Annotated in this window: 12 protein-coding genes; 8 read left to right on the forward strand and 4 right to left on the reverse strand. The window is 65.0% G+C overall.

Annotated features, from left to right (window positions below; genetic code table 11):
- Window positions 1–3: 3 nt before the first annotated feature.
- On the reverse strand, window positions 4–2,400 hold the full coding sequence (locus tag G6N53_RS21000; RefSeq protein WP_163896166.1) for a CaiB/BaiF CoA transferase family protein: 2,397 nt from the start codon (window positions 2,398–2,400) through the stop codon (window positions 4–6).
- A gap of 149 nt (window positions 2,401–2,549) precedes the next feature.
- Window positions 2,550–4,010, reverse strand: a complete 1,461-nt coding sequence (locus G6N53_RS21005; protein WP_163891633.1) for an aldehyde dehydrogenase family protein — start codon at window positions 4,008–4,010, stop codon at window positions 2,550–2,552.
- 216 nt (window positions 4,011–4,226) lie between these two features.
- Here G6N53_RS21005 and G6N53_RS21010 point away from each other — a divergent pair, with 216 nt between their 5' ends.
- The 8 genes from G6N53_RS21010 to G6N53_RS21045 are packed head-to-tail and all read left to right on the forward strand — an operon-like array spanning window position 4,227 to window position 10,972.
- Window positions 4,227–5,441: a cytochrome P450 gene (locus G6N53_RS21010; RefSeq protein WP_163891635.1), complete on the forward strand. Its 1,215-nt coding sequence runs from the start codon at window positions 4,227–4,229 to the stop codon at window positions 5,439–5,441.
- Complete coding sequence (locus G6N53_RS21015; RefSeq protein WP_163891637.1) at window positions 5,441–6,622, forward strand: acyl-CoA dehydrogenase family protein; 1,182 nt, start codon at window positions 5,441–5,443, stop codon at window positions 6,620–6,622. Before G6N53_RS21010 ends, G6N53_RS21015 begins: the two co-directional genes overlap by 1 nt.
- 33 nt (window positions 6,623–6,655) lie before the next feature.
- Window positions 6,656–7,204, forward strand: a complete 549-nt coding sequence (locus tag G6N53_RS21020) for a MaoC family dehydratase (RefSeq protein ID WP_163891639.1) — start codon at window positions 6,656–6,658, stop codon at window positions 7,202–7,204.
- Between the two features lies 1 nt (window position 7,205).
- Window positions 7,206–7,619, forward strand: coding sequence for a Zn-ribbon domain-containing OB-fold protein (locus G6N53_RS21025; protein WP_163891642.1), 414 nt, complete (start codon window positions 7,206–7,208; stop codon window positions 7,617–7,619).
- Between the two features lie 18 nt (window positions 7,620–7,637).
- Window positions 7,638–8,744 carry an acyl-CoA dehydrogenase family protein gene (locus tag G6N53_RS21030; protein ID WP_163891644.1) on the forward strand — a complete coding sequence of 369 codons (1,107 nt, stop codon included), beginning with the start codon at window positions 7,638–7,640 and terminating at the stop codon, window positions 8,742–8,744.
- Window positions 8,741–9,193, forward strand: coding sequence for a MaoC family dehydratase (locus tag G6N53_RS21035; protein ID WP_163891646.1), 453 nt, complete (start codon window positions 8,741–8,743; stop codon window positions 9,191–9,193). Before G6N53_RS21030 ends, G6N53_RS21035 begins: the two co-directional genes overlap by 4 nt.
- Window positions 9,190–10,359: a lipid-transfer protein gene (locus tag G6N53_RS21040; protein WP_163891648.1), complete on the forward strand. Its 1,170-nt coding sequence runs from the start codon at window positions 9,190–9,192 to the stop codon at window positions 10,357–10,359. The genes G6N53_RS21035 and G6N53_RS21040 overlap by 4 nt, the downstream gene beginning before the upstream one ends.
- Before the next feature lie 10 nt (window positions 10,360–10,369).
- Window positions 10,370–10,972 (forward strand): TetR/AcrR family transcriptional regulator, encoded by a 603-nt coding sequence (locus G6N53_RS21045; RefSeq protein WP_163891650.1) that lies wholly within the window; start codon window positions 10,370–10,372, stop codon window positions 10,970–10,972.
- Here the strand turns inward: G6N53_RS21045 and G6N53_RS21050 are convergent.
- Entirely contained in the window at window positions 10,969–11,268 is a 300-nt protein-coding gene (locus G6N53_RS21050; protein ID WP_163891652.1) for a hypothetical protein, read from the reverse strand. The genes G6N53_RS21045 and G6N53_RS21050 overlap by 4 nt on opposite strands.
- Window positions 11,269–11,294: 26 nt before the next feature.
- A complete protein-coding gene (locus tag G6N53_RS21055; protein WP_163891654.1) occupies window positions 11,295–12,797 on the reverse strand; it encodes a class I adenylate-forming enzyme family protein in 1,503 nt (500 codons plus the stop codon).
- Between the last annotated feature and the right edge of the window lie 237 nt (window positions 12,798–13,034).

Consider the following 13,034-nt stretch of genomic DNA (forward strand, 5'->3'; position numbering starts at 1 on the left):
GCGTCAGGAGTTCAACAAGCGTTCCCCGATGATCTGACGGTCTCTCAGTGACGCGATGTCCTGGACCGACAGGCCGACCTCGACCAGCACCTCGTCGTTGTGCTGACCGAGTGTCGGTGCCACTGTGCGGTGGTGCCGGTTCGGACCCGGAGTGATGTGAAAGGGCCAGCCCGGGAAGCGGTGCGGGCCGGTGATCGGGTGCTCGAGCGCCTGGTAAAAGCTGCGAGCGTCGAGTTGCTCGACGTCGTACATACGATCGGCCCGGAGAATCGGCTCGGCGGGTACGCCCCGCATGCTGAGTTCTTCGGCGGCTTCCTCGGCAGTGCGTCCGCCGGTCCAGGCGGCGAGCACATCGTCGAACGCCTCGTGGTTGTCGAGACGAGCCTGCGCAGTGGCGAATCGGAAGTCCGAGCCGAGCTCTGGCTGACCCACCGCTTCGGCGACTGCCACCCAGTCGGCATCGTTGCGCACCGATATCGCGACCCACTCATCTTCGGTGGCTGTGGGGTAGACACCTTGCGCGTACGTGCGGTGGCGATTGCCTTCCCTGGCTTGCACCTGACCGGTCAGCGAGTATTCGATGACGGGTTCGGCAGTCACCGCGGCACCCGCTTCGATCTGGGCCACTTCGATCAGCTGACCTTCGCCCGTTCGGGCGCGATGTTCGAGGGCGGCGAGCAGAGCAACCGCCGCATGCACACCCGCGATCGGATCTGCTGGCCCCTGCAGGTTGCACGGCGGTCCGTCGGCATAGCCCGTCGTCGACGACATACCGGACAGCTGCTCGATGTTCAACGCCCAGCCCACATAGTCACGCCATGGACCCGCGAGGCCGAAGCCGGGCATCCGCACCATGATCACGTCGGGGTTGATCTCGACCAACGAGTCGTAGTCGAGCCCGAAGTGTTCGACGACGCGCGGCGAGAAGTTCTCCACCACCACGTCAGCTTCGGCCGCCATCCGCCGCGCGAGCTCGCGACCGGTCTCCGAAGAGAGGTCCAGGGTGATGTCGCGCTTGTTGAGATTCGTCCCCTGCCACAGTGGTCCGCGCTCGTACCAGTCGTCACCGTCGCGCAACAGCGAACCCGAGTACCGGTGCCCGTCAGGACGCTGGATCGACTCCACTTTGACGACATCTGCCCCGAACGCGCCCAGGTAGCAGGTGAGGTAGGCGCCAGCCCAGAAAGTGCTGAGGTCGAAGACCTTCAACCCGGCGAAAGGTTGCGTCACGTCTGCGGGTGGCAACGCCGAGAAGTCGCCGTCCCCACGGCGCGAATCCGCTGCCGTCTCCCCGCCCCAACCCGCCACAGACTCGCCGAGCGCCGGCGCGGGCCGCGGCGGTGCGGCCGGCGTCTTCGACAACCTGAAGGGTGCACCCGGCCTGACAAAACCCTGCGCGGCAGGATCGGTGCGAGTGTCGATGAAGAAGCCACGCTCAGCGTATTGCGGGCAACTGAGGATGGATTGGCCGTCTGTCACCGGTGCCGCTGGTATCCGTAACGCCTGACTCAACTCAACGAGGTCGGCAACGGTCATCGACTCAAGCCAGGGGTTCGCCTTCTCGAAGAACTCCTCGCGCTCCGGACCTCCGATCATGATTGCGATCTGATGTTCACCGAATTCCGGCAGCCCCACCATCGCGCACACATCCAGCCAATGCTGGCCGGTCAGGCAGTTGATCCCCACCCACCCGTCGGCTGCCCGCACGATGCCCAGCATGGGCGCTCCCTTGGCATTACCGGGCAGCCCCATTTTGATGAGGCGCTCGGCCAACAACATCGGGTACGGCAGCGTCGACAGCAGCGCCTCGAACGCCGAGACGTCCACCTCCACCGGTCGGCCCGCCCCGCCGGCGGCGATCCGCAACGCGGTCAGCGCGCCCATGGCCGCATAGGAGCCGGCGATGTATTCGGGAATGCGGGCACCCGCCTGCACCGGTGGCCTGCCCGGTTCACGCTCGTTGACCCAACCCGAAGCGGCTTGCAATGTCAGCGGCGTGGTCTCGCGGTCCCGGGACGGACCGTGCTGACCGAAGTCCGAGATGCGCACCACCACCAGCCGGGGATTCAGCCTCGCCAGACTGTCCGGGTCGAGTCCCCAGTCCCACCGCTGCTGCGAACCCGGCGCGAGGTTCTCGACCAGGAGGTCTGCCCCCGCCACCAGATCGTGCAGTGCTGCGAGGTCACCCTCTGACGTGAGACCGACAGTGGCACCACGCTTCCCGGCATTGAGGTACTCGAAGAGTCCACTATGGTCAATACCACCGGGCATCATCGCACCCCAGCGGCGAATGGGGTCGCCTGAGATCGACTCGACCTTGTAGACATCGGCGCCGAGATCCACCAGGAGCTTCGTGCAATAGGGGCCGGTGATCTCGTTGCAGACTTCGACCACCCTCAGGCCGGCCAGAGGTCCACTCGGTGCCTGATGGTTCGCTCCGCAAGCTTCGCTCTGCACCTGATGGTTCGCTCCGCAAGCTTCGCTCTGAGCCTGATGGTTCGCTCCGCAAGCTTCGCTCTGAGCCTGATGGTTCGCTCCGCAAGCTTCGCTCACGCGGGCACCCCGATCGCCTTGGGCTCCATGTACGACCGCAATCCCAACACCCCACCTTCGCGGCCGATACCGCTCTGTTTGAAGCCGCCGAACGGCGCGTCACCCGGAATGGTTCCGTTGATGGAAACCTGCCCGGCCCGGATCCGCCGGGCGACGGCCAGCGCACGGTCGATGTCCCCGCCCCAGACCGCGCCGCCGAGCCCGTACTGGGAGTTGTTGGCGATCGATACGGCATCATCGACGTCGCTGTAGCGGAGCACCGTCAGCACCGGCCCGAACACCTCTTCCTGGGCAATGTTCGAATCTGCGGTGGCGCCAGCGAGAATCGTCGGCTCGAAATAGAAGCCCTCCTTCAGATGCTTCGGCCGACTTCCACCCGTCACCACGGTGGCGCCGTCTCGTTCGGCACGTGTGACCAACCCCTCGACCCGTTCCAGGTGTTCACGACTGATGAGCGGGCCCATCGTCACCTCAGGGTCCGCGGGATCGCCGATCACGACACCGTTCGCGAGTTCGACCAATCCACCCACGATGTCGTCGTGCAAGGCGTCCGGAACGAGCAGCCGGCTGTTGAGTATGCACGCTTGTCCGGCGTGCAGCGTGCAACCTTCGAACAGCAGCCGCTGCAGCAGTTCCTCGTCGACCTTGACATCGTCGAGCAGCACCGACGCTGACTTCCCACCGCATTCCAGCAGGATGCGCTTCATGGTCTCGGCAGCGCCCGCCATCACATTTCGCCCCACTGCAGAGCTTCCCGTGAAGCTGACGATGTCCACCCGTGGGTCCACAGTCAGTGTCCGACTGGCCTCCACGCCGGCGGGGGTGACCACGTTGACCACGCCGGGAGGAATGTCGGTGTCCTCGTCGATGATCCGGGCCAGCGCCAGAGCGGCCAGCGGCGTGAGCGGCGAGGGCTTGAGCACCACGGTGTTCCCCGCTGCCAGTGCCACCCCGACCTTCATGGCGTTGAGCGTGTGCGGGAAGTTCCACGGAGTCAGAATGCTCACCACGCCGAGCGGCTCGTAACGAAGCAGTGTCCTGCCCGCCGCACCCCAGGCATCCAACGGCGCCTCGGCCGGCTCCAAGGCGAGCTCCGCGGCATGACCGACCATGAAGGCCGGGCCCTCCACATGGATGATGCGCTCGTTTGCCGAGCAGCCCCATTCGGCTTGGGCCAACGCGTTGATCTCGTCGGCACGCGCAAGCATTGCATCGCTGAGTTGCTGGATGCATCGCGCGCGTTCCGCAGGCTCGAGACCGCTCCAACGGCCGGAGTCGAACGCCGACCTCGCCGCGGCGATCGCGTCTTGCACCTGACCGACGCCGGCACCCGGTGCGGAGGCAATCGACCTCTCCGTGGCGGGATTGATCACGTCGTAGCGGCCTGAGTCGGGCTCGGCCCAGCGGCCGTCGATGAAGAGTCCGTAGGTGTCCACCAGAGGATGTGTTTCGGCCATCGAGTCGTCGCGCCTTCCCGGTCTGCATGGGCGGTCGAGCGCGTGCGCCGCCAGTTTCAAACAAACCTACATTCAGGGACTGTGTGTACACCCATCGGCAGCCGGGAGTCAACGCAATGGAGGTTAACCTGCACCAACACGATTGACACTTCGATACGGCGTGCGGTAGACACAGATCTTGCCGGACATATTGGTTTGATATGTCCGGTCTGCCTCATGACAAGCGGAAGGCCCGAGGTGCCGACAACAACAGTCCCCCTCCACTCACCGGATTTCTACGCCGGCGACCCCTACCCGGCATACGCAGAGCTTCGCAACTCGACTCCTGTGGTATGGAACGAAACCACCGAGTTCTGGGCTCTGCTCAAGTACGAGGACGTCCGCTACGTGTCCGGGCATCCGTTGCTGTTCTCGTCGACAAAGGGGATCACCATTCCCGACCCCTCCCAGCCTGAGCCTGTCCAGGAAGGGAACCTGATCTTCACCGACCCGCCCCGGCACCGCCAGCTACGCAAGCTGATCAACGCCGGATTCACCCGGCGCCAGGTGACGTTGCTGGAACCCAAGGTGCGAGAGATCGTCAAGGGCATCGTCGACGGTGTGGACCCGTCAAGGCATTATGAGTTCGCCGACGAAATCGCCGCCCCCCTGCCCACTCGGATGATCGCCGAAATGCTCGGCGCACCACCCGAAGATTGGGAGCAATTCCGGACGTGGTCGGACGCCGCGGTCGGCGGTGCCGATCCCGATATCGAGTTGGATCCTCTCGTCGCGATGGGCGAGTTGTACGAGTACTTCATGAAGCTGATCGCTGTTCGTCGCTCCGGAGCGGTCAGCGATCAGGACGACCTGCTGACGATCCTGGCTGCCGCAGAAGTCGACGGCCAGCGCCTCTCCGACGAAGACCTGCTCAACTTCTCCTTCCTGCTGCTCGTCGCAGGAAACGAGACCACCCGCAATCTCATCGCCCTCGGTACTCTCGCGCTGATCGAGAACCCCGACCAGTTCGCGCTCTTACGCTCCAACCCCGAGCTGATGCCGAGCGCGGTCGAGGAGATGTTGCGTTTCACCAGCCCGGTCACCCACATGGCTCGGCAGGCCACCCAAGATGTCGAGATCCGCGGCCATCAGATCAGGGCGGGTGACACGGTCGTGATGCTGTACGGCTCCGCCAATCGCGACGAGGAAATCTTCGGGCCGACCAGTGAAGCATTCGACATCACCCGCAATCCCAACCCGCACATCGCCTTCGGCGCCGGTGAACACGCCTGCCTCGGGGCCCAGCTGGCACGCCTGGAAGCCAGGATCATGTTCGAGGTGCTGCTGGGCACCTATCCGACCATCGAACTGACCGGGGACGTCACCCGCTTGCGCGCCACCATGGTGCCTGGTGTCAAACGTATGCCGGTACGACTTGGAGCGAGACTCTGATGGACTTCGACTACACGCCAGAACAGATCCAGCTTCGCAAGGACTACCGCGAGCGCCTCGAGGCGGTGATGACCCCCGAGCGGCGCGCTGCGGTGGCCGGACTCATGGAAGGCGGCGCCGCCGTCACCGAGGTGCGTCGCGCGCTGGGCGCAGCCGGCCTGCTCGGGGTCGCGTGGCCGACCGAATACGGCGGTCACGGGCTGGGTGCGATGGAGCAGTACATCTTCGGCGAGGAAGCTCGACGGGTGAATGCGCCGCTGCCGATGATCACGCTGAACACCGTGGGCCCCACGCTGATCCAGTTCGGCACTGACGAGCAGAAGGACACCTTCCTGCCCGCCATCCTGAGAGGCGAGATCGACTTCGCCATCGGATACTCCGAGCCTGGGGCCGGCAGTGATCTGGCATCGTTGCGGACCACGGCGGCTCGGGACGGCGACGACTACGTCATCAACGGTGCCAAGATGTTCACCAGCGGCGCGGAGTTCGCCGACTACATCTGGCTGGCTGCCCGCACCGACCCGGACGCCAAGAAGCACAAGGGCATCACGCTGTTCATCGTTCCGACCAGTGATCCGGGCTTCTCGTGGAAGCCGCTGCACACCATGCCGGGGGTGTCGACGTATTACACGTTCTATGACGATGTCCGGGTTCCCGCCAGCGCGATCGTGTTGGGCGAGAACGAAGGCTGGAAACTGGTGACCAATCAGCTCAATCTCGAGCGCGCAGCACTGGGCAACCTGGGGGCGCTGGAACCGCTGTTCGAGAAGACGTTGAAGTGGGCAAGTGAAACCCCGTTGGACGACGGGGTGGTGATCGACGAGCCCTGGGTGCAGCAGGCGCTGGCTCGAGTCGAGGCGCAAGTCTCCGCCTACCGGCTGCTCAACCTACGCGTGAACGCCAACATGGGGTCGAGTGTGCTCGGTATGGCCGAGGCTTCCGCCGCAAAGGTTTTCGGTACCGAACTGACCCAGCAGGTGGCTCGCGAACTGCTCGACGTCGTCGGCCACGCTGCGGTACGCAAAGACGATGCCGCGCCATTGAAAGGTGAGCTCGAGAGCGCCTACCGCCTGGCGGTCATCAACACTTTCGGCGGCGGAGCAAACGAGCTCCAACGCGACATCATCGCGATGGCCGGTCTCGGGATGCCACGGGCACCTCGGGACATGCGGGCGTCCTGAATTGAAACCTCCACCTAGGAAAAGGACGGACAAGTGACTGAGGTCGACAAGGACGAACTCCGCCGGCGACTCGACGCGCTCATCGGCCAGCCGATCAGCTCGGGGCAACCGGTGACGTCGCCGGATCCGGTGAACGCGCCGATGATCCGGCACTGGGCGTACGCCCTCAGTGACTTCAACCCCGCGTATCTCGACGAGGATTTCGCCAAGAACTCACGTTACGGCGGCATCGTGTCGCCACCGGTCATGCTGCAGTCGTGGACGATGGCGCCGCCCAAGCTCGAGGGCATCCACGAACGCGGCGGTGTTCCCGTGGAACTGGGCGAGAATCCGCTGCAGTTCCTCGCAGACGCCGGCTACACGGGCATCGTCGCCACCAACTCCGAGTTCGAGATCGAGCGCTACCCGCGAGTGGGTGACGACCTCACGGCAGAAACGGTTTTCGAGACCATCTCCGACGAGAAGAAGACCGCCATGGGTACCGGCTTTTTCGTCACCTGGATGACGACATACCGCAACCAGGACGGCGAAGTCATCGGCCGGCAGCGGTTCCGCACGCTGCGATTCAAGACGGGGGGCTGACATGGCACAGCGACTCGCTCCGTCGATCAGCCCGGACACGGAGTTCTTCTGGTCGGGACTCAAAGAGGGCGAATTGCGCATCCAGCGATGCACGAACTGCCAGGCACTGCGCGTCCCGCCCCGGCCCATGTGCGGCAATTGCCAGTCACTCCACTGGGATCACGTCGTGTCGGCCGGACACGGCACGGTGTACAGCTTCGTCATGCCGCAGTACCCGCCGCTGCCGTTCCTGCAGTATCCGTACGTCGTCGCCCTGATCGACCTCGACGAAGGTGTGCGCATCGTCTCCAACCTGTGCGACGTCGAACCCGGCGACATCGAAACCGGCATGGCCGTCGAGGTCTTCTACGAGACCTTCGAAGCACTTCCCAGCGGCGACGAACTGGTTCTGCACCAGTTCCGGCCGGCGAGCTGAAGCGAGGCGGAACACGATATGGACTTCTCCTTCAACGAAGAGCAAGAAACCGTCGGAAAGGTGGCCCGGCAACTCTTCGAGGCCCGCGCCACCCCCGAGCACCTCACCGAGCTCGAGTCCGGCGGCCTGCGTCACGACCCGGCATTGTGGAGCGAACTCGCATCATCGGACCTGCTCGGGATTGCGCTACCCGAAGCCGTCGGCGGCAGCGGTGGCGGATTCCTCGAACTGGGCGTGCTGCTGTCCGAGGTGGGGTGGAGCGTCGCCCCGGTGCCGGTGTACGCGACGCTGATTCTCGGCGCTGACACGATAGCGCGACACGGCGATTCGGACATCCAGCAGCAATATCTGCCGGGGGTCATCGATGGCAGCGTCATCCTGACGGCTGCGCTCGCCGAGCCGGGCAATTCCAACCCGGCCGCACCTCGAAGCACGACTGCGCGCCAGAAGGACGACACGTGGCTTGTCGAGGGCGTCAAGGACATGGTTCCTGCCGCACAACTGGCCAACGCGATCGTCGTCTCCGCTGTCGCCGACGACGGACCGGGCCTGTTCGTCGTCGACGCCGCCGCAGCCGAGGTCGTTGTCACGCCGGTGCCGACCACCGACGGCGAGCCCTACGCGCAGGTGAGCTTGACAGGTGCACCCGCTCGGCGGCTCAACGGAGACGGCGACATCGTCGGGTCCCTGTACACCCGCGCGCTCGTGGGACTGTGCGCCATTCAGGTCGGCGTCACCGAGCGGGCGCTCCGCATCGCCGCGTCCTATACGGCCGAACGCGAACAGTTCGGCCGACCGATCGGATCCTTCCAGGCCGTCCAGCAACGTATGGCGGATGCCTTCATCGACACGGAGGCGATCCGGTGGACGACCTGGCACGCAGCATGGCTGATCGCCGAGGGCAGGCCCGCAGCGCGGGAGGCCACAATCGCCAAGTTCTGGGCCGCCGAAGCCGGCGCGCGTGTCGTCGCCACCGCGCAGCAGGTACACGGCGGGATGGGTATCGACATCACCTATCCCGTGTCCCGGTACTACCTATGGGCCAAGGACATCGAACTCGCACTCGGATCCGCCTCCCAGCAACTCGCCCGGCTCGGCACCGCATATCCGGAAGGACGCAAATGACCTCCACCACAACGCGAACGACAACACTGGCCTACAACGACATCAACGTCGGTGACGAGATAACGCCGATGGACGTCCCCGTCACCGCCACACTGATCGTCGCAGGGGCCATCGCATCGAGGGACTACATGCCCGTGCACCACGATCGCGACTTCGCGACCGGACAGGGTTCACCGGACATCTTTCTCAACATCCTCACCACGAACGGGCTGTGCGTGAAGTTCCTGCACGACTGGGCCGGTCCCGAGGCGATGGTGAAGAAGCTGTCGATTCGCCTCGGCGTACCCGCCTTCCCCAACGACCCGCTGCATTTCACCGGCAGCGTGAGCGAAAAGTCGGTGTCGGGCAACGAAGGCCTCGTCGAGGTGACCCTGAAGGGAAGCAACAGACTCGGGGACCACGTCACCGGAACTGCGATCCTCAGCTTGCTGAACGGGGTCGAAGCGTGAACGACGGCATCGGCGGGCGGGCCGCGCTGGTCGGCATCGGCCAGACCGAGTTCTCGAAAGAATCGGGCCGCACCGAGATGCAGCTGGCCTGTGAAGCAGTGAAGGCCGCCATCGACGACGCGGGCCTGCGTCCCGGCGACATCGACGGCATGGTGACCTTTTCGGTCGATGAGAACGAAGAGATCGAGGTCGCCCGTAACGTCGGTATCGGCAACCTGTCGTTCTTCACCCGGGTGCCGCACGGCGGTGGCGCCGCCGCGGGAACTGTCATGCAGGCGGCCATGGCTGTCGCCACCGGGGCCGCCGAAGCCGTTGTCTGTTACCGGGCCTTCAACGAGCGGTCCGGGTTCCGGTTCGGCGGCGCCGGGCGACAGCCTGGCGTCACGCCGCTGTGGATGGCGCCCTACGCCCCGTTCGGCTTCATGACTCCAGCGGCGTGGGTCTCCCTGCACGCCCAGCGATACATGTCCACCTACGGCGTCACCAACGCCGACTTCGGCAAGATCTCGGTGATCGACCGCAAGCACGCCGCGAAGAATCCCGACGCCTGGTTCTACGGCAAGCCGATCACGATCGACGACCATCAGCAGTCACGCTGGATCGTCGAGCCGGTGGTCCGCCTGCTGGACTGCTGCCAGGAGAGCGACGGCGGCGTCGCGATGGTGGTCACGAGTGTCGAACGAGCACGCGACCTGCCCAACCCGCCTGCGGTGATCACCGCAGCGGCGCAGGGCGCCGCCTTCGACGGAGAGGTGATGACGAGCTACTACCGCGAGGACATCACGGGATTGCCGGAAATGGGTGTGGTCGGCAGCAAGCTCTGGCGCGACTCGGGTCTGAAACCCGACGACATCTCCACGGCGTTTCTCTACGACCACTTCACCCCCTTCGTGTTCACCCAGCTCGAGGAGCTCGGCTTCTGCGGACGCGGTGAGGCCAAAGATTTCGTCGACGTCGACGAGTTGTCCATCGGCGGACGGATGCCGATCAACACGAACGGCGGACTGCTCGGCGAGGCATACATCCACGGCATGAACGGCATCACCGAGGGCGTCCGGCAGGTCCGCGGCACGTCCTACAACCAGGTGGACAACGTCGAGCACGTGTTGGTCACGTCGGGAACCGGCGTGCCCACCAGCGGGCTCATCCTGGCACCCGTCCGCTAGCCTCTCCCGCATGACGCAAGCCACCGCCGCCGACACCCGGGAGATGATCATCTCGGCGGCGTTCGCCTGCTTTCGCACGCGCGGCCTGGCCAAGACCACCATCGTCGACATCGCCCGGACAGCTGACGTCTCCCGGAGCACGTTCTACGAGTACTTCCGGGACAAGGAAACGATCGTCGAGGCCTGCGCCGAGGCCGCCTCCCAGCGCTTCTACCGCAAGATGGCCACTGCCATAGACCGGCACGGCGGTAGCACGCTCGAAGACCGACTGGTGCAAGCCGCGGTGTTCGTCGCGCAAGCCCGTCGGGTCGTCGAACCAGAGGTGTACTTCGATCCAGAAGAAGTGAACCTCATGCTCACCAAGAATGCGGCCGCGCTGCTGCGAGACTGCGCCGAATTCCTGGCGCCCTATGTTGCCGCTGCGCGCGTCACGGGTGAGGTGCGCAGCAACTTGGACGTGCCCACCGCGACGGAGTGGTTCTCCCGGATGTTGTTCTCACTGTTCACCACGCCGTCGCCCTACTTCGACGCGCAGGACGATGACGCTGTCGCCGAGTTCGTACGTCAATACGTCATCGCAGGCTTCGGCGACCGCCGTCCTGGGCGCCGTTAGTCGCTCGCGGGCAACGGCTTGGCCTCTTTGAGGGTCAATGGCGAGGCGCCGACGGTCAGCGTGCCCGCCCCGGCCTTGGTGACCAGGACTTCAGAGCCGGCATCGTCGATGTACCTCTTGCCCATCACTGCCCCGCCGCTCAACGCCGGATCCAGCACCAGCGCGGGGTCTGTGTCTGCGTCCAGCGCCACCATGGCGGCACCACCGCATCGCAGGTCCGCGAGGCTGTCAGCGGCCTTGACGACGATCACCTGGGTGTCGCACACCTGACTCTTGAGCCGTGAACCCGATTTCATTGCCGTACGCCCTTTCTCGCTTGTGACTACTCGGCCGGTGTGAGCTGGAGCTGTTCGACGATCCCCCGACGCAGTATCTTTCCGGTAGCCGTGGCAGGTAGGCCGCCGACGAACACCACCCGGTCGGGGGTACGCGAACCACGCAGTCGTGCTCGGACGTACTGTCGCAGTTCCTCGCCGTCGGGCGGGGCTCCTTCGGGTTCCTCGGGAACCACCACAGCGACGATGAGCTGCCCCCATTCGGCATCCTCGAGGCCGACTACCGCCACTTCGCGCACGGCCCCGTGTTCGACGAGCACATCCTCGATTTCGGCGGGAGCGATGTTCTCGCCTCCGCGGATGATGGTGTCGTCACTACGGCCGCCGATGTAGAGGTAGCCGTGCGCGTCGACGCTGGCGGTATCGCGGGTGGCGAACCACCCGTCGGCGTCGAGAACTGAACCGATGCCGGTGTAGCGTCCTGAAACCTGTTCTCCCCGAACGAAGAGCTCGCCAACCTCATCGGGTCCGAGAACCTCGCCGTCAGCGCCTCGGATCTCGATCTCGACACCGGGCACCGCTCGGCCGACGGAGCCCAGCCGTCGGGCGATGTCCGGGTCCGAAGCGTCGAACGCCGTCACGTGGTCCTGCGGTGTCAGCACCGAGATCGTCGAGCTCGTCTCTGTCAGCCCGTAGGCGTTGACGAGTCCGACGCCCGGCAACATGTCCATGGTCTTGCGAACAAGGGGCAAGGGAACTTTGGATCCGCCGTATGCGAGGTTCTTCAGCGTGGGCAGTGCCATCGGTTCGCGTTCGAGCGCGGAGATGATGCGGTCGAGCATCGTCGGAACCACGGTGGCGGTGGTGATGGCCTCCTCGGCCAACAATCTGATCCATTCGCGTGGGTCGAAGTGCCGCAGATACACCGTCTTACGCCCGGCGTAGAGGTTCGACAGTGCCGCTCCCACACCGGCGATGTGATAGGGCGGCACGCATACCAGCGCAGCATCGTCCGGTTCGGCTGCTCCGAAATCCACGGTGCCCATGACATAGCTGGTCAGGTTGTTGTGCGTCAGTTCCACGGCTTTCGGCTGCGCACTGGTCCCCGAGGTGAAGAGCACGACCCCGACTCCGTCGGGGTCGGCAAACTCGTTGACCGCAGCCGTACTGCCCGCAGCAGCCAGGAACTCGGTGGATTCGATGATCAGTCGACCGGCCCCGGCAAGAACGTCGACGTATTCACGGTCGGCGACGATGACCGGCTCCGGTAGCCGGCCGATCAACTCGTGCAGACCGCTGCTGCTCAGGCGGTAGTTCAACGGACAGAACGGTAACGCCGCGCGAGCGGCGCTGAACATCAGCAACGGCAGCATCGCGCCACCCGTGCCCACGTAGACGACGGTCTGCGCGCCCGTGGCCGACACCACGCCCGCCCCGCCGTCGGCCAGCGCGCTCAACTCCCCCGCAGTGAGCCGCACGCCGTCGGACACCACGGCCGTCCGATTCGGCTCAGCCGAGGCAGCCATCTCCAGCAGTAGCGAAAGGCTCATCGCGAACCCACCTCCGGCGGCGTTGCGACTTGCCACAGCCAGCGGTTATGGACATTCTCAGAAATGGAAGCGATCATTGACACCATGTTCTCATATCGCACGTGCCAATCGAACCCCGAACACCGAAATGGAGCGCGCCGTGCATGCTGAGGTCGATCCTGCACACGGCGAACGCCCTACGCCGTGAGTTCGCCGACCAAACCCGTAAGCGGGTTCCAGACGTTCCCGGAGAGCGCC

It is taken from the genome of Mycolicibacterium hippocampi, assembly GCF_010723735.1.
GTDB classification, from domain to species: domain Bacteria; phylum Actinomycetota; class Actinomycetes; order Mycobacteriales; family Mycobacteriaceae; genus Mycobacterium; species Mycobacterium hippocampi.